At 56.4% G+C, this 22,916-nt stretch carries 20 protein-coding genes; 8 read left to right on the forward strand and 12 right to left on the reverse strand.

Annotated features, from left to right (window positions below; all coding sequences use genetic code 11):
* Positions 1-98: 98 nt before the first annotated feature.
* From B3M52_RS01425 to B3M52_RS01445, 5 genes are all read left to right on the forward strand, one after another.
* Positions 99-1,214: a 5-(carboxyamino)imidazole ribonucleotide synthase gene (locus B3M52_RS01425; RefSeq protein ID WP_041332467.1), complete on the forward strand. Its 1,116-nt coding sequence runs from the start codon at positions 99-101 to the stop codon at positions 1,212-1,214.
* A gap of 98 nt (positions 1,215-1,312) precedes the next feature.
* A complete protein-coding gene (gene sodB, locus B3M52_RS01430) occupies positions 1,313-1,891 on the forward strand; it encodes a superoxide dismutase [Fe] (RefSeq protein WP_036210113.1) in 579 nt (192 codons plus the stop codon).
* A gap of 258 nt (positions 1,892-2,149) precedes the next feature.
* Positions 2,150-4,210, forward strand: coding sequence for a putative bifunctional diguanylate cyclase/phosphodiesterase (locus B3M52_RS01435; RefSeq protein WP_075196563.1), 2,061 nt, complete (start codon positions 2,150-2,152; stop codon positions 4,208-4,210).
* A gap of 38 nt (positions 4,211-4,248) precedes the next feature.
* Entirely contained in the window at positions 4,249-4,836 is a 588-nt protein-coding gene (locus B3M52_RS01440) for a LemA family protein (RefSeq protein WP_041332466.1), read from the forward strand.
* Between the two features lie 11 nt (positions 4,837-4,847).
* On the forward strand, positions 4,848-6,824 hold the full coding sequence (locus tag B3M52_RS01445; protein ID WP_075196450.1) for a M48 family metallopeptidase: 1,977 nt from the start codon (positions 4,848-4,850) through the stop codon (positions 6,822-6,824).
* 18 nt (positions 6,825-6,842) lie between these two features.
* On the opposite strand, the gene gspD is transcribed toward B3M52_RS01445, so the two are convergent.
* The 6 genes from gspD to B3M52_RS01475 all read right to left on the reverse strand — a co-directional run bounded on the left by gspD (position 6,843) and on the right by B3M52_RS01475 (position 13,404).
* Positions 6,843-8,795 carry a type II secretion system secretin GspD gene (gene gspD / locus B3M52_RS01450; protein ID WP_075196451.1) on the reverse strand — a complete coding sequence of 651 codons (1,953 nt, stop codon included), beginning with the start codon at positions 8,793-8,795 and terminating at the stop codon, positions 6,843-6,845.
* A gap of 32 nt (positions 8,796-8,827) precedes the next feature.
* Positions 8,828-9,679 carry a type II secretion system protein N gene (locus tag B3M52_RS01455; RefSeq protein ID WP_036210102.1) on the reverse strand — a complete coding sequence of 284 codons (852 nt, stop codon included), beginning with the start codon at positions 9,677-9,679 and terminating at the stop codon, positions 8,828-8,830.
* Positions 9,680-9,684: 5 nt separating this feature from the next.
* Positions 9,685-10,479, reverse strand: a complete 795-nt coding sequence (gspN, locus tag B3M52_RS01460; protein WP_075196452.1) for a type II secretion system protein N — start codon at positions 10,477-10,479, stop codon at positions 9,685-9,687.
* Between the two features lie 169 nt (positions 10,480-10,648).
* Positions 10,649-12,301, reverse strand: coding sequence for a chaperonin GroEL (groL, locus tag B3M52_RS01465; RefSeq protein WP_036210097.1), 1,653 nt, complete (start codon positions 12,299-12,301; stop codon positions 10,649-10,651).
* Positions 12,302-12,366: 65 nt separating this feature from the next.
* Positions 12,367-12,654: a co-chaperone GroES gene (gene groES / locus B3M52_RS01470; RefSeq protein WP_007155569.1), complete on the reverse strand. Its 288-nt coding sequence runs from the start codon at positions 12,652-12,654 to the stop codon at positions 12,367-12,369.
* Between the two features lie 162 nt (positions 12,655-12,816).
* Positions 12,817-13,404 carry an FxsA family protein gene (locus B3M52_RS01475; RefSeq protein WP_036210095.1) on the reverse strand — a complete coding sequence of 196 codons (588 nt, stop codon included), beginning with the start codon at positions 13,402-13,404 and terminating at the stop codon, positions 12,817-12,819.
* A gap of 97 nt (positions 13,405-13,501) precedes the next feature.
* Between B3M52_RS01475 and B3M52_RS01480 the strand changes: the two genes are divergently transcribed.
* A complete protein-coding gene (locus B3M52_RS01480) occupies positions 13,502-14,263 on the forward strand; it encodes an SDR family oxidoreductase (protein ID WP_075196453.1) in 762 nt (253 codons plus the stop codon).
* Positions 14,264-14,457: 194 nt separating this feature from the next.
* Here the strand turns inward: B3M52_RS01480 and B3M52_RS01485 are convergent, their stop codons facing one another.
* From B3M52_RS01485 to B3M52_RS01495, 3 genes are read right to left on the reverse strand one after another with little or no spacing between them, the layout of a single operon-like run.
* The gene (locus B3M52_RS01485) at positions 14,458-14,769 is read right to left on the reverse strand and encodes an MGMT family protein (protein WP_075196454.1); all 312 of its coding nucleotides are present in this window, start codon (positions 14,767-14,769) and stop codon (positions 14,458-14,460) included.
* Positions 14,766-16,139: an AmpG family muropeptide MFS transporter gene (locus B3M52_RS01490; protein ID WP_414673591.1), complete on the reverse strand. Its 1,374-nt coding sequence runs from the start codon at positions 16,137-16,139 to the stop codon at positions 14,766-14,768. The genes B3M52_RS01485 and B3M52_RS01490 overlap by 4 nt, the downstream gene beginning before the upstream one ends.
* A 27-nt stretch (positions 16,140-16,166) precedes the next feature.
* Positions 16,167-16,649: a YajQ family cyclic di-GMP-binding protein gene (locus B3M52_RS01495; protein WP_075196455.1), complete on the reverse strand. Its 483-nt coding sequence runs from the start codon at positions 16,647-16,649 to the stop codon at positions 16,167-16,169.
* Between the two features lie 146 nt (positions 16,650-16,795).
* On the opposite strand from B3M52_RS01495, the gene B3M52_RS01500 reads away from it, so the two are divergent.
* The gene (locus B3M52_RS01500; protein WP_007155700.1) at positions 16,796-17,764 is read left to right on the forward strand and encodes a response regulator; all 969 of its coding nucleotides are present in this window, start codon (positions 16,796-16,798) and stop codon (positions 17,762-17,764) included.
* A 283-nt stretch (positions 17,765-18,047) separates the two neighbouring features.
* Entirely contained in the window at positions 18,048-19,073 is a 1,026-nt protein-coding gene (locus B3M52_RS01505) for an AraC family transcriptional regulator (RefSeq protein ID WP_075196456.1), read from the forward strand.
* Here the strand turns inward: B3M52_RS01505 and B3M52_RS01510 are convergent.
* The 3 genes from B3M52_RS01510 to fliD all read right to left on the reverse strand — a co-directional run bounded on the left by B3M52_RS01510 (position 19,070) and on the right by fliD (position 22,892).
* Complete coding sequence (locus tag B3M52_RS01510) at positions 19,070-20,281, reverse strand: argininosuccinate synthase (protein ID WP_036210071.1); 1,212 nt, start codon at positions 20,279-20,281, stop codon at positions 19,070-19,072. The genes B3M52_RS01505 and B3M52_RS01510 overlap by 4 nt on opposite strands.
* Positions 20,282-20,462: 181 nt before the next feature.
* The gene (gene fliS / locus B3M52_RS01515; protein WP_007154096.1) at positions 20,463-20,864 is read right to left on the reverse strand and encodes a flagellar export chaperone FliS; all 402 of its coding nucleotides are present in this window, start codon (positions 20,862-20,864) and stop codon (positions 20,463-20,465) included.
* Positions 20,865-20,900: 36 nt separating this feature from the next.
* Positions 20,901-22,892 (reverse strand): flagellar filament capping protein FliD, encoded by a 1,992-nt coding sequence (gene fliD, locus B3M52_RS01520; RefSeq protein ID WP_075196457.1) that lies wholly within the window; start codon positions 22,890-22,892, stop codon positions 20,901-20,903.
* Positions 22,893-22,916: the final 24 nt, after the last annotated feature.

The following is a 22,916-nucleotide window of genomic DNA, read 5'->3' on the forward strand; positions in this document are numbered from 1 at the left end:
GCTCCGCCATCCATGGCTCCACACAGTTTTGGAAAGCATCCCCCACCCACTCCCCGAACTAATGCAGATGCCTACTAATTAAAGGCAGGAGACAACGAATGAGAATTGGTGTTTTAGGGGCCGGTCAGCTTGGCCGGATGTTGGCTCTGGCTGGCTACCCGTTGGCCAAGACGTTTGTTTTCTATGATATGTCCGGTAATCCCAGTGCCGGGCTGGGTGAAGTGATTATTGATCGAGACGGTCAATACCTGGACGACCTCATTTCCCGGGTAGATCGGGTCACCTATGAGTTCGAACACTTGCCGGTGGACGTAGCAGAGCGAATTGCCAAAGAAAAGCCGGTTCACCCCTGCCCCCGAGCGCTGCAGGTTTGCCAGAATCGAGAAGCTGAAAAGACGCTCTTTGGCGAGCTTGGCATTCCCACACCAGAATGGAGAATTGCAGACAGCGCAGAGTCATTGCAGGCCGCTGCCGAAGAACTCGGTTGCCCGGTGGTTGCCAAATCCAACACCGAAGGTTATGACGGCAAGGGACAGGCAGTTCTTCGTTCACCGGAAGACGCAGCAGAGGCCTGGAAATCCATTGGTCATCCGCGTCTGATCGTCGAGAAATTCGTCGAGTTTCGCCGCGAAGTCTCCATTATTGCCGTGCGTGCCGAGGTTGGCGAACTGGCCTTCTATCCGATGGCGGAAAACGCTCATCACGAAGGCATCCTGCGTTATTCCATTGCTCCGGCACCAAAGCTGGAAAAACATGTCCGGGAAGACGCAGAACGTTACATCAAGGCGCTGCTGAACGAACTGAATTACGTCGGCGTACTAACGCTTGAACTCTTTGAAACCGCCGAAGGTCTGGTCGCCAACGAAATGGCACCGCGGGTCCACAACTCTGGGCACTGGACCATCGAGGGTGCCATGACCAGCCAGTTCGAGAACCACATCCGCGCCGTGAGCGGCCACCCCTTGGGAAGCACCGACGCTCGAGGTGTCAGCTGCATGATCAACATTATTGCCGAGCATGGCGACATTGAACGAATCCTTGAACTGCCTTACGCTCATGTACACCTCTACAATAAAGGCGAGCGCCCGGGCCGGAAACTTGGCCATGTGACCGTTCTGGCGGACAGCTACGAAGAATTGGTCTGGCGGGTAAAGAACTGCGCCCAGTTTTTACCCGGTTGTCCAGAGTTTAAGAGCACCCTGTCTGAGCAGTAGGCAGGGTGCACACAAGGGGTTGATATAACTCAAAGCGCCCCTATATTTAATAATGGCTTACATACACATAAACAGAGAGAATCAGGGAGAACGACCTCATGGCATTTGAACTTCCCGCACTGCCCTATGAAAAGAACGCACTGGAACCACACATCTCTCAGGAGACTCTTGAGTACCATTACGGCAAGCACCACAACACTTACGTAACCAAGCTCAACGGTCTGGTCGAAGGCACCGACAACGCCAACAAATCGCTCGAAGACATTATCAAGAGCGCCAGCGGCCCACTGTTCAACAACGCTGCCCAGGTCTGGAACCACACCTTTTACTGGCACTGCCTGAGCCCGAACGGTGGTGGTGAGCCTACGGGAGCGGCCAAGGACGCGATCGAAAAAGCCTTTGGTTCTTTCGAAGACTTCAAGAAAGAATTTAACGACAAGGCCGCCAACAACTTTGGTTCAGGCTGGACCTGGCTGGTGAAGAAGGCCGACGGCAGCGTTGCCATTGTTAATACCAGCAATGCCGAAACGCCGCTGACAACCGCCGACAAGCCGGTACTGACGGTCGACGTCTGGGAACACGCGTACTACATCGACTATCGCAATTCCCGTCCGAATTATCTGGAAGCGTTCTGGAAACTGGTTAACTGGGATTTCGTCAACGAAAACCTGGCATAACAGCGCTTCGGATACCTTGCAGGCCACAACCTGCACGCAAAAACGCCCGCACTTCGCGGGCGTTTTCGTATCTGTGATACAAACGATCTTACAAATTGATACACCCGTAGCCTGAATTATCTGGAAGAATTGCCGATACTGGGTACAGTAGGTAAAAACTGAACCATACTTGAAAAAGAATATGTCAGCCGAGAGCCCCTTTGCCCCAGGTGAGCGATACCGGGTCTCATTCAGTTGGAACGAATCAAACAGGCCTCCATGCAAAATTCTTATGAGGTAGAACATCGCCTGGGGTACCGGGTGCTGCGATGGGTACTCGCCGTGGCGTTAATTAGTGGGGTCATCGTCAGCACCGTGCAGGTCATCCTTGATGCCGGACGGGTATCGCAGTCTCTCGATGATCAGGCGCGGCAAACCATGGCACTGGTCAAGGACGCATCAACCCAGGCCGTTTTCAGTATCGATGCTGACCTTGCCCAACAGGTGGTCGACGGCCTGTTTGCTCAGGAAGCCATGCGTGTCGCACGCATTACCCACCCCGACGGCGAACCTCTCGGCAGCCGTGACCGCCCTTTGAAAGAAAGCGCCTCCCGCCGGATTACGGACCCGATTTTTGAATCTGAACGTTACTATCGCAAAGAGCTTTCCCGGGACACTGGCACCGGCAATGTTTACGGTTACCTTGAACTAAAGTACGACACCGGTCCGGCTGCCCGAACCTGGCTTGAGCGCGCTTCCATCACCTTCGCCTCCGGCATCGCTATTGCCGTCATTCTCGGAATGGTGCTGTTTGTGGTTTTCCATCTACTGCTGACGCGCCCACTGCTACGAATTGTACGCTCAGTTAAACAGGTCAACCCGGATCACCCCGATGACAATCTGATCCACCTGCCTCACGGCCATCAGAAAGATGAATTGGGCCTTTGGGTCAACGCCACCAACAACCTCCTGGTTGCGATTGGCGACAGCCAGACCCGCCACCGGGAAGCAGAAGATCGTGTTACCCGGCTCTCAAGGTACGATCAGCTAACCGGCCTGCCCAGCCGAGACACCTTCATGGAGTTGCTCCAGGCCGATATTGCAGACGCCAGTGATGACAACTTGGTCCTGTCACTGATCTGTTGTGGCATCGATGACTTCAAGTCCATCAACGAGCAGTGCGGTTTCCGCACCGGCGACATGATCCTGCAAACCGTGGCCGATCGCCTTACGCAGAAGCTCGGCGGTACGCGCTTTACCATCGCCCGACTGGGCAGCGACCAGTTTGTTGTGGTGGAGAAGGGATTGAGAGACGGATTTCAGGCCGCCGACACTGCCGACCGTATACTGGCCACCCTAAGCAGCCCGATGATCTTCGATGAGCAGACCATCACCATGACCGCCACCCTCGGCATCGCCCTATTTCCAGGAGACGCGAGTCAAGCCGACAGGTTGCTGCAAAACGCCGAACAAACCATGGCCCTGGCCAAGGAAGGCGGACACAATTATTTCCAGTTCTACGTTGCCAGCGTTGACCAGGAAATTCGTGAACGTAAACAGCTTGAGAAAGATCTCTCCATCGCGCTCCACAACCAGCAGTTCCACTTGGTTTACCAACCACAGATCAACCTGGAAACCCACCGGATTATCGGGGCGGAAGCTCTGATTCGCTGGGAACATCCAGAGAAGGGCCTTGTGCCACCGGATCACTTCATACCGGTGGCCGAGATGAACGGCAGTATCGTGGAAATCGGCCAGTGGGTTCTGGATCAGGCCTGCTGGCAGGCGGCGCGCTGGGCCAGAGACGGCATGCCCCTGCGCATTGCGATCAACCTTTCAGCGGTACAATTACGTCAGAACCACATCGTGGACGAGATTCTGGATACCCTGAAACGCCACAACATCCCCGCCGGACGTCTTGAACTGGAAGTGACCGAAACCAGTTTCATGACCAATCTGGAAGACGCCGTGAAGAAGCTGAAACGCCTGCATAAAGCGGGCATCAGCATAGCGGTGGATGATTTCGGTACCGGTTACTCTTCCCTGACCTACCTCAAGCGCATGCCGGTCCAGCATCTGAAAATCGACAAGCAGTTCATTCATGACCTGCTTGTCAACGAGGAAGACACCCGCATTGCCAACACCATCATCGACCTTGGCAAGAGCCTGAATCTGACGGTGGTGGCTGAAGGCGTTGAGACAGCTGAACAGGAATACTACCTCGCGCAGCGTGGCTGCAAACTGGCCCAGGGCTACTACTTCAGCAAGCCGCTCAAACCCCACGATTTCGAGGTATTTGTTGCTGGCTTTCACAACAAAATTGTCGAGAATAATGTCTGACCACTGAGTCACCCCACCAGGAACGCAAGGAGCCGCCCATGGGAACCACACTGATCGGCCTGATTGTTATTGCAGTCGTTGTTGTCTACATCGTGTTTATCTACAACCGCCTGGTATCCCTGAGAAACCAGTTCAAGAACGGATTTGCCCAGATTGATGTTCAACTCCAGCGCCGCCACGACCTGATTCCCAACCTGGTGGAATCGGCCAAGGCCTACCTTTCCCACGAGCGCAACACCCTTACCGAAGTGATGGAAGCCCGGAATAATGCGGTCAGCGCTCAGAAGGACGCTGCGGGCGACCCAGCAGATGGAGGCAAAATCCAGCGCCTGGGAAGCGCCGAGAACATGCTCTCTAAGGCGCTCGCCAACTTTTACGCCGTGGCGGAAAACTACCCAGAGCTTAAAGCCAACGAAACCATCCAGCAGTTGATGGAAGAGCTTTCCAGCACAGAGAACCGGGTTTCCTTTGCCCGCCAGGCCTACAACGATGGCGTCATGGGCTACAACATCTTCCGTGAACAGTTCCCCAACAACATCGTGGCCGGACTGTTCGCTTTCAAACCTTCCTCCCAGCTGGAGCTGGAATCTCCTGAGGCCCGTCAGGCGCCGAAAGTCGCCTTCTGAGGCCCGTTGCCATGGCACATCCCGGTTTTTTCCAGCGCCAGGCCAGCGCCCGTCGCAACACGGGCTTGCTGGTGGCTCTGTTTCTGGCCGCGGTCGTGATCATCACGCTCCTGGTTTGTCTGGTGGGTTATCTGGTAACCCGCAGCGAATACACCGGGCTGGCGTTTGCCGACTGGCTACTGAGCCGCCATGGGCTGTATACAGCGATAGCGGTCGTTGCCCTGATCGGTATTGGCTCTCTGATCCGCTGGGCGGACCTGTCGGGCGGTGGCGAGCGTGTTGCAAAAATGGTCGGCGCCCGTGCGATTGACCCCGCCACCAGGGACACCGACGAGCGTAGGCTTCGCAATATCGTGGAAGAAATGTCCATCGCCAGCGGCATCAGTGTGCCCGAGCTTTACGTGATGGACCACGAGACCGGCATCAACGCCTTTGTGGCCGGCTATACGCCCGGCGAGGCGGTCATGGTGGTGACCCATGGGGCCCTGACACAACTCACCCGTGATGAGCTCCAGGGCGTCGTTGGTCACGAGTTCAGCCATGTTCTCAACGGCGATATGCGTCTGAATGTCCGTTTGATCGCCATCCTGGCCGGCATCCTGATGATCGGACAGATCGGTGCCTTCCTGCTCAGGGCATCCTTCCACCGCTCCCATGTATCCAGCCACTCATCCCGTGACCGTCGGGGCCAGGCTGTTTTCGGGCTGGTAGGTTTGGCGCTGCTGGTAATCGGCTATGTGGGCGTATTCTTCGGAAGACTGATTCAGTCCGCGGTATCACGGCAACGGGAAATGCTGGCGGATGCCTCCTCGGTACAATTCACCCGTAACCCCGAAGGCATTGCCGGCGCGCTGTTCAAGATTGGCCTCAAAGGGGGCTATCTGGACACCACCAGCCATGCCAGTGACATGAACCACATGTGTTTTGGCGAAAGCGCACGCATGAAATTTGCAGCATTGCTGGCGTCCCACCCTCCGGTTCAGGAGCGTATCGAAGCCATCCAGCCGGGTATGTTTGCCCGCCTTCGCAGCAGGCTTAGAGACAGCGAACCGGGAAGTGCCCTTCGATCCATGGGCTCGCACCAAACCTCCGAAACCAGTGCAGATACGGCCCATGGAGCGGTTTCCGGCTTCAGCGCAGCCAGCCCTCGCGCCTCCACATCGCCCCTGAACACCCGGCCATCGGCAGATATCTCAACAACGGTAGGCACCGTCAACAAACGCAGCGAAGACTACGCCGTGGACCTTCTCAACCGACTGCCATCAACATTTCGCAACCTGCTTTACACCCGGGCCGGCGCCATTCAGCTGTGCTATGCGCTACTGATCTACCAGCTTCCTGAGTCATCGCAACAGAAACGGCTGGCGCTGGTCACCGCCAACGCCCTCTTTGCGCCCAACGCCGACCTGTTGAACAAACTGCTGCCCGCCCTTACCTCACTGGGCGAGGCAGTACGATTCCCGGCGCTGGAACTGGCCATGCCGGCCCTGAGAAAGCTCGATCCGGATGAGCGCAACCAGTTAATGTCGTGTACGGAGGTGTTGATCAGGGCAGACAACCGTCTGAGCCTCTACGAACTGGCCATGCATACCTTTCTTCGACGCCACCTGGCGGGAGACTCGGCCCGCCCGGTTCCGGTACGCCACCGCAGCTACCGGACAGTAACCGACGAGTTGCAAGTGCTGTTCAGCCTGATGGCCCGGGCGGGTGCTCGTCAGGGCATCGACAGCCAGGGACTGTTCACTGAGGCGATGGCAGGTTTTACCGACGGACGTAAGGAGCCGGAACTTCTGGAGACGGTGTCGATCAAGCATCTGCGGGATGCGCTTTTGGTGCTAAACACCCTGTCGCCGCTGCTAAAACCGGCAATTCTCGACGCTTGCGGCCATTGCGTGCTTGCGGATGGAGAGATCAAGACCACGGAATATGAGTTGATCCGCCTGGTGGCGGATCAACTGGACTGCCCGATGCCGCCACTGGCAGCCTGAGATCAGCCCCTTGGCCAATCAGTCAGGCTGAGGCCGGAACAGCGAGTCTTTCGTTGGCGGTCCTTCCGGGTCTGGCAGGCCCAGCTTCTTGCGCACACCGAGATTGATCTCCCACAAGCTCTGGAATTTCTCATCCGTGGCGGCTACAGCATCGGCCTTGCCAAGCATGATCGTCGGGCGCAGGAACACCAGCAGGTTACGTTTCACCCGGCGCTCGGATTCGGAGGAAAACAGACGCCCCAACACCGGGATGTCGCCCAGCAGGGGAACCTTACTCTTATTCACCTGCAAATCATCGGTCGTCAAACCACCCAGAACGATGGTTTCACCATCATCTGCCAGGACCGTAGTCTTGATTTCACGCTTGTTGGTAATGATATCGGAGGCGGACTCCACGCTGTCACCAATATTCTCGGTGGTCTGCTCCACCACCAACCGTACAAGACCATCGGCGCTGATAGTGGGTGTCACCTTCAGGGTGAGACCGATATCGCGACGCTCAATCGTGGTAAATGGGTTGGTTGTACCGTCACCTGTGACAGTGGACTGACCGGTACGGAAAGGTACGTTCTGGCCAACGATGATTTCGGATTCCTGGTTATCCAGGGTAATGATACTGGGAGTAGACAGCAGATTTGCCGCCGCCGAGGTCGACAGAGCCTGCAGCAGCACGCCCCAGGAAACGCCGTTTTCATTCCGCTGGCCTGCGCCAATGGTAATACCGCCGGTGGCCGGTGCAATCACCGAATCAGAAAGGATCGCACCCAATACGTCGCCCAGGCTTCGGCCGACGTTGTTGAAGTTGGTGCCGGCTATTGGCGTAGACTCGCCGGATTCATCACCCAGTGCCAACTGGACGCCCAGATCCTGCCCCAGCTCGTCGCTGATTTCGACGATGGCCGCCTCAATCATTACCTGGGCACGGCGAACATCCAGGGCCTTAACGATCATTTCAGCTTCCTGCATCATCGACGGTTCACCGCGTACCACAAGCGCGTTCAGCCCCTCGTCGGCGAAAACGGAAAAGTTGGTGTTACGTCCGCTTCCGGCACTGCCGCCAGCACCACCAGCCCCCCCGGAAGATTCCTTGGCCACCTCACCCATCACGCCCTTGAGAATCTCAGTAAGATTCTCCGCGTCCGCGTGGCTCAGGCGAATGACCTTGGTCGTACCGCCGGTGGCTGAGGGCTGGTCCAGCTTCCTGATCAGCTCCCTCATCTTGTCACGGAAGGTTTCATCACCCCTGAGAATAAGCCGGTTGCTGCGCTCATCGGCCGTTACGCTGTACTTGCGGGCAGCGTTATCGCCACCACCCTGGCCCAATTCCGCCGGAGCCAGTTCCTGCAGCAACTCGACCATATCGCCCACCCAGGCCTCTTCGAGCTGGATCACCTCCACCTCGTATTTGGACGGACTGTCGAGCTCTCTCACAATCTGTTCGATGCGCTGGATATTGGAAGAGTGGTCGCTGACGATCAGGGCGTTGGCGGCCGCCACCCCCGCCAGGTGGCCATACTTGGCCACGAGCGGGCGCAGGATGGGCACCAGTTCGAGGGCATTGGCGTTATCGATCTGAATAACACGGGTAATCAGCTGCTCTGAGGGCACCTCCGTAAACCGCTCCAGCGACTCAGCGGATTGTTTGGCGTCCACCTGCTGAACCACCTTGATCACTTCCTCGCCGGGAATGGCGGTGAAGCCATGCACCTGCAACACGGCCAGGAACAGGTCGTAAATCTCGTCCTTGTTCATGGGGGCGCTGGACAGGACGGTCACCTTTCCCTTTACCCGTGGATCCACAACAAAGCTGTAGCCGGTGATATCGGCCACCTGGGTCACAAAGGCGCGAATGTCGGCGTCCTTGAGGTTCAGTCGCCAGGTCTCCGTTTCCTGCCCGTAAGCAACAGACATCAGGGGCATCAGCAGGGCCAGAACAAAGGCCCGGAATAATTTGGATCTGTGGTTAAGCATCTGGCGTTATTGTCCTGTATCGTTAAATCCGTTCATCGCCACTGTTCAGGTATGGCATAGCTCACGGTCAGAATGGATCCGTCCCGTTCAATTTCTATTTCCAATTGCGGCTCAGACCGCCAATTCTCAAAAAGCATCATATCCTGCTCAAGATCCCCCAGCCGCTGGCCATTGACGGCAGTGATGACGTCACCGGCCCTGAGGTTGACAGCATTGAGCATGGCATTGGAACCATCGTACACATAACCGGACGTACCTCCCTCCCCGGTCGGGCTAAGCCCGTATGGTGCAAGCGCCGCAACTCCCTGGGAATCAAGCTGTTCCCGTGCCTCACTCAGGAACTGCTCCGGCGAAGACGCCGGTTCCGCCAAATCTTCTTCCACGCCCTCAACCAGGCCAGTGGAAAGCTGTTCTTCAAACGTCAGGGTTTCGTATTGCCCATTCCTGCGAATCAGCACCCGGCCTGGTTCCACTTCCGCCAGTTCGGCGTTACCGGGCAAGACCTCACCCACACGATAGTGCTCAGTTACTCCATTGCTTCCCGCAACTATAGCACCGGAGTCCTCCGGGCGCTCTGCCACCAGCACACCTTCAAGCCTGAGGTTGAGCCTGGTTTCCGGTGCCGACCGGCGTACCACTTCTGCGACACGGGTTTGCTCTTCCGCCCTGCCAAACACCTGATGGGCCGCCAGTGGCTGTAATCGGCCGCCACCTGAAGCGCTCGCGCGGCTGTCAGAGGCGGGTGCCATGGCCACCGGGCGGTCATCCCAGGCGATGAGCCAGGTTGTCTGCGCCAGTACCAGGGCAACATAAACCACGAGGCCCGCCAGTAACAAATTGGCCAGCAACCGGGGCAGTCGCCGGCTACCGATAACAGCCGCCATTGCTGTCACAGAGCACCTCCTGGAATCAAGGGCTGCTTGACCCTGAAGACGACATCACTGGGGTTAGCAGAATCTGGCCAGGGTTGGTCGGCCAGGTCGATCATGCGTTTATAGACTCGCAACTCCATCATACCGTTCCAGCGAATCTCGGCATCCGCCGCGGGGCCATCGCCGCCCTGCTCCGAGATGACCAGCGCAACGCCATCGGCCGTACTGTCCATCGTCGCCAGCATGGGCGGGAAATCTGCCTGGCCAATATTATTCCCCATGGGCCAGGTAACCTGGCCTCCTGCCCAGCGGCCAACGCCGTCGGCCTGGGTCACGCGGTTGTCCTGCCACGACAACACCAATCGATCAATGGTGACGTCACCTTCGATGACTGCTCCACCGCTGCGTCGGATCAGGTCCTCAAATTCAGCGACTGCCAGATGGCCACTGGCGTTGAGGGTGCCTGCCCCCTGCCACCCGAGACTAACATTGCCATCCACGGAAGACTGTGACGACGACACTGAAAAATCGACGGGTAACGATAATCCAGAAACGGACGGCATGCCCAGCCGCCACTCAAGCCTCACAGGATAACCGGCGACCACCACGCCGGCAGCGCCTGACCAGACCCTGCCAGACACCTGACTGACCTGGACTTCCGGCGGAAGCGCAACATAGGCAGACGCCTGATGCCAAAGCCATCCGGCCGGTACGAGAACCACCAGCGCCACCAGATAAACCAGCACACCGGCCAAGGTCAGCAGGAACACTTTGCCGGGTCTGAGAAAGGCTTTTGCTGGGGTTTCGCTCATACAGTGTCACAAAGATAAATGGCCGGTTGCCGAGTCTAGCAAAGCCATTTCGCAAGTTCATGACAAAAAAACAAAAAACCCCGCATCGGTGTGAACCAATGCGGGGTTTTCCGGGTTTATGGGGCCATTCCTCAGAAATTGAGAATTGGTCCGGGTCCGGTCGGCATTACTACATCATGCCGCCCATGCCTCCCATTCCGCCCATGCCACCCATGTCCGGCATACCGCCGCCGGCGCCTTCTTCTTCCGGCTCGTCCGCAATCATCGCCTCAGTGGTGATGATCAGGGAAGCCACGGAAGCGGCTGCCTGCAGCGCGGAACGGGTCACTTTGGCCGGGTCAAGGATACCCATTTCCAGCATGTCACCGAACGCTTCGGTAGAGGCGTTATAGCCATAGGCACCTTCGCCTTCCATGATCTTGTTCACAACAACGGAGGCTTCACCACCGGCGTTGGTCACGATCTGGCGCAGCGGAGCTTCCATGGCACGGCGCAGGATGTTAACGCCCGCCTTTTGCTCTTCGTTGATGGCGTCAACCTTGTCCAGAGCCGCAATGGCGCGAATCAGGGTGACACCGCCGCCCGGCACAATGCCCTCTTCAACCGCAGCGCGGGTGGAGTGCAGAGCGTCTTCAACGCGGGCCTTCTTCTCTTTCATTTCCACTTCAGAACCGGCGCCAACCTTGATGACGGCTACACCGCCAGCCAGCTTGGCCACGCGCTCCTGGAGCTTTTCCTTGTCGTAGTCGGAAGAGCTGTCCTCAATCTGCTTACGGATCTGCTCAACGCGGGCTTCGATATCACCCTGAGCACCAGCACCGCCAATAATGGTGGTGTTTTCCTTGGTGACGTTGACACGCTTGGCAGTACCCAGGTCATCAATGGTGGTGTTTTCCAGAGACAGGCCGACTTCTTCGGAAATAACAGTGCCGCCAGTCAGAATAGCGATGTCCTGCAGCATTTCCTTGCGGCGGTCACCGAAGCCGGGTGCTTTTACAGCATTTACTTTCACAATGCCGCGCATGTTGTTCACGACCAGGGTCGCCAACGCTTCACCTTCGATGTCTTCAGCAATAATCTGCAAAGGCTTACCAGCCTTGGCCACAGATTCCAGAACGGGCAGAAGCTCACGGATGTTGGAGATCTTCTTGTCAACCAGCAGGATGTACGGGTCATCCAGTTCGGTGGACATGTTTTCCTGGTTGTTGATGAAGTACGGAGACAGGAAGCCACGGTCAAACTGCATGCCTTCCACTACGTCCAGCTCGTCTTCCAGGCCACGGCCTTCCTCAACGGTGATAACGCCTTCCTTACCCACTTTCTCCATCGCGTCTGCGATAAGCTGGCCGATGGTCTCGTCGCCGTTGGCGGAGATCGTGCCTACCTGGGCAATGTTGCGGCTGTCGTCACAGGGCTTGGACAGGTCACGGATGGCCTGTACTGCTGCGATTGTCGCCTTGTCGATGCCACGTTTGAGGTCCATCGGGTTCATGCCGGCAGTAACGGCCTTGATGCCCTCACGAACAATGGCCTGTGCCAGAACGGTCGCCGTGGTGGTGCCGTCACCGGCGGTATCATTGGCCTGGGAAGCAACTTCCTTGACCATCTGGGCACCCATGTTCTCGAACTTGTCTTTCAGCTCGATTTCCTTGGCGACGGATACGCCGTCCTTGGTGACGGTTGGTGCGCCGAAGGACTTGTCCAGAACAACGTTGCGGCCTTTCGGGCCCAAGGTTACCTTAACTGCGTCCGCCAGGATGTTAACACCCTGAACCATGCGTTTACGGGCGCTGTCACCGAATCTAACGTCTTTTGCTGCCATGTCATCTATTCCTGTTCGTTAAACCCAATTCAATCGTTCAATCGGATTGCTGCGTAACCGAGCGTTTACTCGAGAACGCCGAAAATGTCGTTTTCGCTCATGATGAGCAGGTCTTCGCCGTCAACCTTTACGGTGTTACCGGCGTACTGGCCAAAGACCACGGTGTCACCCACCTTTACCGCCAGCGCACGGGTTTCGCCATTGTCGAGAATACGGCCATTTCCTACGGCGATAACTTCACCCTGGGACGGCTTCTCTTTGGCATTACCCGGCAGTACGATGCCACCAGCTGTTTTCTCTTCTTCTTCCTTACGGCGCACGACAACACGATCGTGTAGCGGACGAATTTTCATTGCTCGATATCTCCAATGTCAGGTTAGGTTTGGCAATGATGGTTGCGTTAAAAGCCGGGGCTTTTAACCAACTGTTTTACAGCGGTTATTAGCCCGCAGCGAACTTGTGAAACCTATGTGGGGGTGGCCGATGCGTTTTCAACACTTCCCCTGAAAAATTTTTCAGTTTTTTTTCGGACCGCCATCGCCGTGATCACTATCCTCTCGGCCTTCGGTATTCCGGTTCAGGCGATCGTAGTCGCGCTCGGTTTCGTCGCGGTATTCCCCTTCAATAATGTCATCGTTCCTGTCGAAAGGATTTTGACGCCCGAACGGCCCTTCGCGGCCACCAAAGGGCCCCTGCCCCTGGAAAGGCCCCTGCTGGCCTGCGGTAAATGTGAAACCGCCGGACTGGCCGGCCACCACCATTCGCTTCAGGGCCTGGGCGGCGAACCAGTGGCGGGTGCCCGGAATCAGGCAAAGGAAGCCAATGGTGTCGGTGACGAATCCCGGCGTCAGCAGCAGGGCGCCGCCCACGGCCAGAATCAGGCCTTCCGCCACTTCCTTCGCTGGCAACTCACCACTATTGAGCCTCTGATTGGCTTTCAACAAGGTGGCGAGCCCTTGCTGCCTCAGCAGCGCGGCACCAATGATGGCCGTCAAGAGGACAAGGCCAATGGTATTCAGGGCGCCAATCATGGTGCCAACTTTGATCAATATCGTCATTTCGACGATGGGCATGACAATGAATAAAAACAGAAAAATGCCCAAGGGAGCCTCCGTGGATGAGCGTTGGTCTGGTTGCTGCGACCGTAAAAACCTCTGATATACTCGCCGCTTCCGCTAATGCTTAACCTTAGGGCAAAACATGAAACTTCAAGATTCCGTGATCGCAATTACTGGCGGCGGCCAGGGTTTGGGCCGAGCCATGGCTGAGTATCTGGCAGCCAAAGGGGCTCGTCTGGCGCTGATTGATCTGATGCCGGAGAAGCTGGAAGAGGCTGCAGCCGCCTGTAAGAAAGCCGGTGGCGATGCCAGAACCTATATCTGCAATGTTGCCAAGGAAGACGATGTCGAGCAGACATTTGAGGCTATCGTAGCGGATTTTGGTCAGCTTAATGGGTTGATTAACAACGCTGGCATCCTTCGGGATGGGCTGATGGTGAAGGTTAAGGACGGCCAGGTTGAGAAGCGCATGGAGCTGTCGCAGTGGCAGTCGGTGATTGATGTGAATCTGACGGGGGTTTTCCTGTGCGGCCGTGAGGCGTCTACGCAGATGATCAAGAATGGCGATCAGGGTGCGATTATCAACATTGCGTCGATTTCCCGTGCGGGGAATATGGGCCAGAGCAATTATTCTGCCGCCAAGGCGGGGGTTTCGGCATTGGTGCCGGTGTGGGCCAAAGAGCTTGCCCGTTATGGCATTCGGTGCATGGGCATTGCGCCTGGCTTTATCGAGACTGAGATGACGGCTTCGATGAAACCGGAAGCCCTTGAGAAGATGACCGCTGGCATTCCCCTGAAGCGTATGGGTAAGCCGGAGGAAATTGCGTCTGCGGCGGCGTTTATTTTTGAGAATGACTATATGTCGGGGCGGATGATTGAGGTTGACGGGGCTTTGCGGCTCTAGGGTTTGAGCTTTGCTCCCTGTTCCCTAGCCTTAAGGGTTTGGGGCTGGCTAGGGGGTGGTGCCAGATTTTTCTTGGAAAAAGAACTCGCTTTGCTCGGACATCTTTTTCTGGCAGAAAAATTTGGCACCGCCCCCTGCCCGACTTAACTTCTGGTGGGATCGCTACGTGACTCCAAGCTACACCACACTAGAAGTCACGGGCGCCACTGAAATTGCTTCATCGAAATCCTGCCATCAACCACCAGAACGCCTTCTTCCCGCAGGCTTTGGGCCTGTTTCTCATACGCCTCGCTGCCGATGGGGAATGCGATCTGGCCATTGCTTCTGATCACGCGATACCAGGGAATGGCGTGCCCTTCTGGGAGTTTTCCCAAAGCTTTACCGATGTACCGGGCCTGCCGGCCCAGGCCGGCCATATCTGCGATCTGGCCGTAGCTGGCTACGCAGCCAGGGGGGATAGCGGCAACAACCTGCCAGATTTTCTGGTCTTTGGTGGGTTCGGTCATGATGACTCGGCCGTCTCGTTGCGAGGCGCCAAGGCGTCCAGGCGTTCGCCTTTTTGCATCATGTAGATGGCGAGCAGTATGGCGGGGACGCCCATCAGCCCGGCCAGCAGGAAGAATTCCGCGTACCCATAACCGGCCACGACAATGCCGGAAAAGCCACCGAGGAATTTTCCGGGCAACGTCATCAAGGAACTGAACAGAGCGTACTGCGTGGCAGTGAACGAAGCACTGGTCATGCTGGATAGCCAAGCTATCAGGGCCACGTTGGCGATGCCGCCGCTGAGGTTGTCAGCACTGACCACGAGCGCCAGGGTGCCCAGGTCCGGGGGGTACTGAGCGAGTACCACGAACAGCAAGTTGGTCGCGGCGGTCATGACGGCGCCGGTCAGCAGCATGCGGCGAACGCCATAACGCACAACGAGCACGCCACCCAGAAGCGACCCGGCGATTGTCATGAAGAAGCCGAAGACTTTGGTAACGTCCGCCACTTCGGTCTTGGAGAACCCCATGAAATCGAGGTAGAACGGATTGGCCATCACGCCCATGGCGATGTCCGATATTCGGTAGACCGCCACGGTGATCAGGATCAGGATGGCCAGTTCCCGGTAGCGCCGGAAAAAATCCAGGAACGGCCCGGCGACCGCCGCGTAAAACCACCCGACAAACCTCGCCAGGCGTGGGTTCAGGTGGGTGCGCTTCGCCGCTTCCTGCTCAATTTTTCCGGCAATGTCCTGCGCAGCGGCAAAGTGATTGACCTCAGGCTCCCTTACGATCAGCACGGTGGCCATGCCCACACCAACCAGCAAAGCCATCACCTCGTAAGACACCTGCCAGGACCAGAACTCTGCCAAGTACAAGGCTCCCGCACCAGCCACCAACAATGCCAACCGGTAGCCGAAGATATAGGTAGCTGCCAATGCCGCCTGGAGCCGCTCTTCGGCAATTTCAATCCGATAGGCATCAATGGCCACATCTTGCGTAGCGGAGGAAAAGGCCACCAGCAGTCCGCACCAGGCCATCATCTCAGGCGCTGCCGTGGCGTCCACGTGAGCCATCAGATAAAGGCCGCTGGCAATGCCCGTCTGGGCGAGCAAAATCCAGCTTCGGCGTTTTCCCAACAGTCTGTCGAGAATCGGCAACTTCAGCCGGTCGACAATTGGCGCCCAGAACACTTTGATGGAGTAGGTAATCCCAAGCCAGCTGAAGAACCCAATGGTGGCGGTCTCCACACCGACATCCGCAAGCCTTGCGTTCAGGGTGGAGAACACCAGCAGGAATGGCAGCCCCGCCGAGAAGCCCAGAAACAGAAGCGCAATAACCTGCCACCGGGTGTAGGTGTCGAGTGTTTCTTTCAGCAGGGTCCGGTTCAAGCCGTATAAAATGGTGCTGCTCCCCGATCAGTCGCGGAAGTTGTTGAACTGGAGAGGAATATCGAGCTCTGCTTCCTTCAAAAGGGCAATGGCTGTCTGCAGGTCATCACGTTTTTTCCCTTTCACCCGCACTTTGTCACCTTCGATGCTGGCCTGGACCTTGAGCTTGCCGTCCTTGATCATCTTGACGATCTTCTTGGCCATGTCGGTTTCGATTCCCTGCTTCAATTGCAGATGCTGCTTGACCAGTTTGCCGGCTTTGCTTTCTCCGTCTTCGGACAGCGCCCGGGAATCGATATTGCGCTTGGCGAAGGCCATGCGCAGCATGTCCATCAACTGCTCCAACTGGAATTCCTGCTCGGCGCTGATGGTGATGCCTTTGTCGTCCAGTTCGATGTCCGCTTCCACGTTCTTGAAGTCCCAGCGATTGCCCAGCTCGCGCTTGGCCTGGTCCACGGCGTTGGTCACTTCGTGCATGTCGATTTCAGAAACGATGTCAAAAGAAGGCATGATGTGTTCTCACTTTTTACAATTATCCACGTCAGGGCACGTACAAAACGCTATACTGGTGCCCTTCTGGTTGCGCAAGGTGCCAAAGCATACCAAGACCGGGCCGGCACCGCATCTGACAATGGACTGGTGAGTAGTAGTTAACAATGCCAAATCTTGATCTTCCCATCCTCGTGGTAGACGACGCCAAATTCAGCAGTATGGTGGTGGGCCGAACCCTCCGCAATGCAGGGTACCGCGACGTGCGAATCGCCAACAATGCCCCTGCCGCGCTTGAGTTTATTGACCAACGCCCAGTCAGTGTGTTGATTGCCGACTGGTTGATGCCGGAGATGGACGGGCTGGAGCTGACCGATCAGGTCCGCCAGCAGGATGAGCAGAACAACCACTACACCTACGTGATCCTGCTCACCGCCCGGGAGAGTGTGGAGGCCCTGTCAGAAGCATTCGACCGGGGCGTCGACGATTTCATCTATAAATCGGACATGACCAAGCAGCTGATCCCAAGGATTTTCGCGGCCGACCGCATGGCGGACCGCCAGAACACCCTGCTGCGCGCCAATTCCCTGTTGATCGAGAACAACCGCGAACTGGAAAGCAGCAACATCATTGATCTTGAAACGGGCCTCTGCAACAACCGTTATGCCCGGAATAAGCTGGGCAAATGCCTGCGGCAGGCGGAATCCCGAGGCGGTGCTTCTGCCTATGTGCTCTGCGGCATTCGCAACTGGCAGGAACTCAAGCGTAAGCACGCTCCCTCGGTGATGAGTGAGCTGGCCGTTGGCATCGCCCGCCGCCTGAGCCACCTGATCCGGCCCATGGACTCCCTGTGCCGCGTGGGCGACAACCAGTACGCGATTATCGCTCACTTCCCAAACAGCGATCATTGCTCCACAACAGCTTTTCGCCGCGTATTCGACGGCATTAACCACAAAGCTCTGAAGACCACGGCGGGTTACATCTCGGTTGAGGCAGGCATGGTGCTTTGCAGGGCGGATGCCCAAAACGGCACCCCCTCGGTTCAGGAGATGGAGCGTGCAGCAGTTCAAGGCTTGGTTGATGCCTATGAGACCCGGCGGTTTACCGAGACCAGGCCAGAGCTTGAGAAAGCCTGAAGGAAGAGTGTCGGATTACGCTACGTAACACTGCGACACACATCACAAACAGACTTCCATGAGCGAAAACCCTATTCTGAAATTGTGGATTTAAGCAGTATCCCCCATGGCGGAGGAGCCGAGTAGTACCTCCGCCGCCAAATGGGGAAAGTCCGCAGAATTAACGAATTTTTCAGGCACTTTCGTTCTTTCCTTGTTTTTAAGCCAGCTTCTTAGCTGGCTTTTTTCTTTTCTGCTTCCGTTATACTGATGGCAACAATAACCCCAAGACGTTGCCGTAATCATGAAGACCCTCGGAACCGCCTCCGTAGCAGCCCTAAGACAATATGTCCGCGCCGCCAATGCCCAAGGCCTGGATACCTCAGCACTGTTCAGCAACGCCGGGCTTGATGCGTCGATTCTCCAGACCGACGACGAGCGTATAAACGGCGAGCAGTTCCAGGCATTCATACGGCTGCTTTGTGAACAAAGCAATAACCCCATCCTCGGCCTTGAAACCGGTGACTTCGTGCAACCGGGGTCCTACAGTGTTCTCGGGTATATCACCATGAGCTCCGCCACGCTGGGAGAAGCAGTAGCTCGTATAGCCCCGTTCGAGAAACTGGTCGGCGACATGGGAACGACGCAAATTGCGGGTAGCGGCGATCACATCAAACTGATCTGGGCCTGCAACTACACCGACCCGGTCGTTCGCCCCCAGATGGTGGACAACGTCTTCGCCTCCTGGATCAACTACGCCCGCTGGCTGGCCGACAACAACGCCGCCTCGCCAGTGGAAGTACACCTCGAACACCCTTCCCCCGGGCCGGAGTTGGAGAGCGCCTACACGGAACGCTGGGGCTGCCCGGTACGTTTTCGTTCCAACGAAGATGCCATTGTTCTGCACAAAGACCTGCTGGGCACTCCCCTACGCCAGCCTGACCCACTGCTGCGAAAAACCCTTGAAGCCCACGCCCTCAGCCAACTGGCCACGCTGGAAACCGACACAGCCCTCACCAACCGGGTTAAACACAGCATTCGCAAACAGTTGATGCACGGCATCACCCGCCAGGACATGGTCGCAGACCATCTGGGCATGACCAGCCGAACGCTGCAGAGAAAACTTAGCCAGGAAGGTGTTTCGTATCAGCAGTTGCTGGACGAGGTAAGACAGGCAATGGCGGAAGATTTTCTGACGAACAGCGAACTGGGCATTCCGGAGATAGCGTTGAGGCTGGGGTACAGCGAAACAACGTCGTTTCACCGAAAGTTCAAAGCAGAGACGGGGAAGACGCCCGGAGAGTTCCGGGCGTCACGGGAGGCCACTTAAAGCTTGCGACCCTTGCCAGCCGCAATCCTCAACCGAAGCGCATTCAGCTTGATAAAGCCTTCAGCATCCTTCTGATCGTAGGCGCCCTGGTCTTCCTCGAAGGTCGCAATCTTCTCATCGAACAGCGAATCGTCAGACTTACGCCCAACCACATCCACGTTGCCCTTGTAGAGCTTCAGGCGCACGGTACCGTTTACATAAGTCTGGGTCTGATCGATCAGCGCCTGCAGCGCTTCCCGCTCAGGGGACCACCAGTAACCGTTGTAAATCACCTCCGCATAACGCGGCATGATGCTGTCCTTCAGGTGCGCCACTTCGCGGTCCAGGGTGATGGACTCAATCGCACGGTGGGCGCGCAGCATGATGGTGCCGCCCGGAGTTTCGTAACAACCGCGGGATTTCATACCCACATAACGGTTCTCAACAATGTCCAGACGACCAATCCCGTTCTCGCCGGCGACCTTGTTCAGGTGTTCAAGCACCTCGTGAGGCTTCATGGCCTGGCCATCAATCGCCACGATATCGCCTTTCTCATAGGTCACTTCGATATAGGAAGGCGTGTCGGGCGCTGCTTCCGGAGACACACTCCAGCGCCACATATCTTCCTCGGCTTCCGCCCAGGGATCCTCCAGGTTGATGCCTTCATAAGAGATATGCAGCAAGTTGGCATCCATGGAGTATGGGCTCTTGCCCTTCTTCTTCTCCACCGGAATGTTGCGCTCGTCGCAATAAGCCAGCAGCTTCTCACGGGAATTCAGATCCCACTCACGCCAGGGTGCAATCACCTTCACACCTGGCTTCAGCGCGTAGGCACCTAACTCGAAACGAACCTGATCATTGCCCTTGCCGGTAGCGCCGTGGGAAATCGCGTCCGCACCGGTTTCGTTGGCAATCTCAATCAAACGACGGGAGATCAGCGGGCGTGCGATGGAGGTACCCAGCAGGTACTCCCCTTCGTAGATGGTGTTGGCGCGGAACATCGGGAACACGTAGTCACGAACGAATTCCTCGCGCAGGTCCTCAATGTAGATTTCCTTCACGCCGAGCGCTTTCGCTTTCTCACGCGCCGGCTCAACTTCCTCGCCCTGGCCGATGTCGGCGGTGAACGTCACCACCTCACACTCATAGGTATCCTGCAACCAGCGAACGATTACCGAGGTATCCAGGCCACCGGAATACGCCAGAACCACCTTTTTAATATCAGACATGCCCTTGCTCCAGACTGAACAGAATGGATGTATTAAAAATAAGGGGCGTATTGTACGGGACAGCGGGGGGAATGGCTATTGGGGCAAGAGGGCGACCTCGTTACTGGCCGCGGATGCCCCCGGCAGGGCACCAGGTGGCATCTTGGATAGAATGCACGGTATTCACACCAGAACGTCGTATTCAGACAGCCTGCTGTTGCTTGGAGGTAGCCTCTTCGCGGATGCCATCCCAGCCGTCTTTGATTGAGCGCAGAAGGTCCGCGACTTCATCAAGCTTAGCGACGTCATTCTTGGCATTCGCTTCAAAAAGGGTCCGCTCCATGTAGTCATAAAGCGATTCCAGGCGCACGGCCAGATCGCCACCCTTCTCGAAATCCAGAAAGCCACGGAGGCCACCGATGATTTCAATCGCTTTGGAAATCAATCGGCCTTTGCCCTCAAAATCCTTCGCCTGCATCCTGGCTTTGGCCATGTTAATGCGTTCCAACGCTCCGTTGTAAAGAAGCTGGATCAGCTTGTGAGGATCGGCATCCGTAATGCTGGTTTGGGCGTTTACGCGCTGGTAAGCCTGTAAACCGTTCATAAGTGACCTCTTTATTCGCTTTTCGTGCAATAAACATCAATTGTTATTGCGATTATTCTGTGGTGCCAGCGCAGCAAGCTGCTGGCTCACAAAGTCCTGTGTACTGTTCAGTTGCGAGATCAATGAATCCGCAGCTGTGAATTGACTCACCAAGCGCTCTCGATAGGCTGTAATTCTCTCTTCCAGCCGAATCTGATTTTCCTGAATTCGCTCCAGATCGCGGTTCAGGCTCTCGGTTCTGGTATCAATTGCACCATCGGCACCGACAAAGTTGGTGATCAGATCAACCGTACGTTCGCCAACACCTTCAATAAATTGTATCGAGCCTCGACTTCCAGTCTGATCGCCCAATATTTGTACCTGGAGCCCAGACGCAGCACCGCTGTTTTCGCCCAGAAACAGTGTTTGCCCTTCGCCTTCAGCTGTTCTTCCGTCAATGGTACCCGCAACATCGAGGCCATCCGTGCTTGTGGCGGCATCCAATCCAAACGTAGCCGCGCTTTCAGCGGACGACAAGGTGACCGAAGACTCGCTGCCGTAGGTGGAGGAAGAGAAAACCAGCTCACCCCCAGCCCCCAGGCTCACCTGAACGGACCCATCTGACGCGTTCAGCGCGTTGTTGCTATTAAGCTGAGCCTGAATCTCGTCAACCAGATCCTGTGCACTGTTGTAAGTCTGCTGTGTAAGCTGAAGGTTAACGGAGGTATCACCATTAACCAGCAGTGAAAACTCATCATTTGTTCCGTCAATAGTAACGGGAAAAGTGGCTGCGGCATTCCCGGCAAGCGTGCCTTGGGTCGCAGCCTGGGTCACGTTGATATCATAGGTTCCAGGTTCGGTGTTTACACCACTGCGAACAAACTCTACCTGGCTGTCGGTAGCCCTGCCCTGTTCGGCAAACAAGGCCGTGACATCGTCCGGATTAGCCTTTAACTGCGCCATGAACTCTTCGCGGTCAAATTCCAGAGAGCCAGTCTCGAAATTTGTGGTAATACCCACATCCGCCAGACTTCGGACACTTGCGTCTTCAAGCCCGGGAACAACGCGGGTCAGCACTTGGCGGAGTTGGTTCTGAATACCCCGAATAACGCTATCGCCAGTCAGAAGGCTTCCGCTACCGCTCTCTGCATTGAATCCTGCCAGCGCATCAATGGTTTCCTGCAGGCCATTAAATTTCTCGACAAAGCCCTGGACACGGTCTGCTACCGCTCCGAGATCCTGTTCAACCTTAACCGTGGACGTACCAGTGGCAGTCAGATCAAATGTCAAACCATCAATGACGTTCTCAAAACTATTGGTAGAACGGGTAACCTCTACGCCATTGATACTCATCACGGCGTCCGACGCGGCGATTGTCTCATTGAGACCGGCGCCCGCATCCATTGATGTGTTAAACGCAAAACGGGAAAGCCCCTGGGCATCGGTATCCGTGCCGGCGCTGTCGCCCGATACGGAAATACTAACGGCGTTTGCCGTACCGGTTTCGTCTGCCGATAGCACGAGCTGGAAACCACTACCGGTATCGATTACGCCCGCTGAAACCCCTGCATCAGAATCGTTGATTGCGTTTGCCAGGCCCTGCAACGTGTCGTTACTGCTGTCTATAACAATATTGGTGGTGTTGTCACCAACAGAAAGCGTCATTGTTCCCTGGCCAACACTGGTCTTGTCGCGATCCGCGAATACATCACGCGACGCGAGCGCCTGAGCGCTGGCGAGACTTGTCACATCGACACTGTAAGTACCGCGGTTAGCCTTGGAGCTGTCCACAGACACAGCAACGTCTTCGTTGGACGACGTTGCAGAAAAGGCTTTGAGATTATCTGGAGCACTCAATTGCCGCATTGGAAGGCGCAGCTCTGTTACTGCACTGCGAAGCGTGCCATAGGCAGAAATCAGCGCCTGGGTGCGCTCGGTTTTCTGAGCCAAACGATTTTCCGTCGGTGCCCGTTCCGCTTGCACCAACTGATCGACCAACTCGGAGGTCAGAACACCAGACCCGATACCCAACGATGATATATTTGCCATAGTATGTGCCTCCTCAGGAGGGCA

Origin of the sequence: Marinobacter sp. UBA2688 (genome assembly GCF_002352785.1) — a bacterium.
In the GTDB taxonomy this organism is placed as follows: domain Bacteria; phylum Pseudomonadota; class Gammaproteobacteria; order Pseudomonadales; family Oleiphilaceae; genus Marinobacter; species Marinobacter salarius.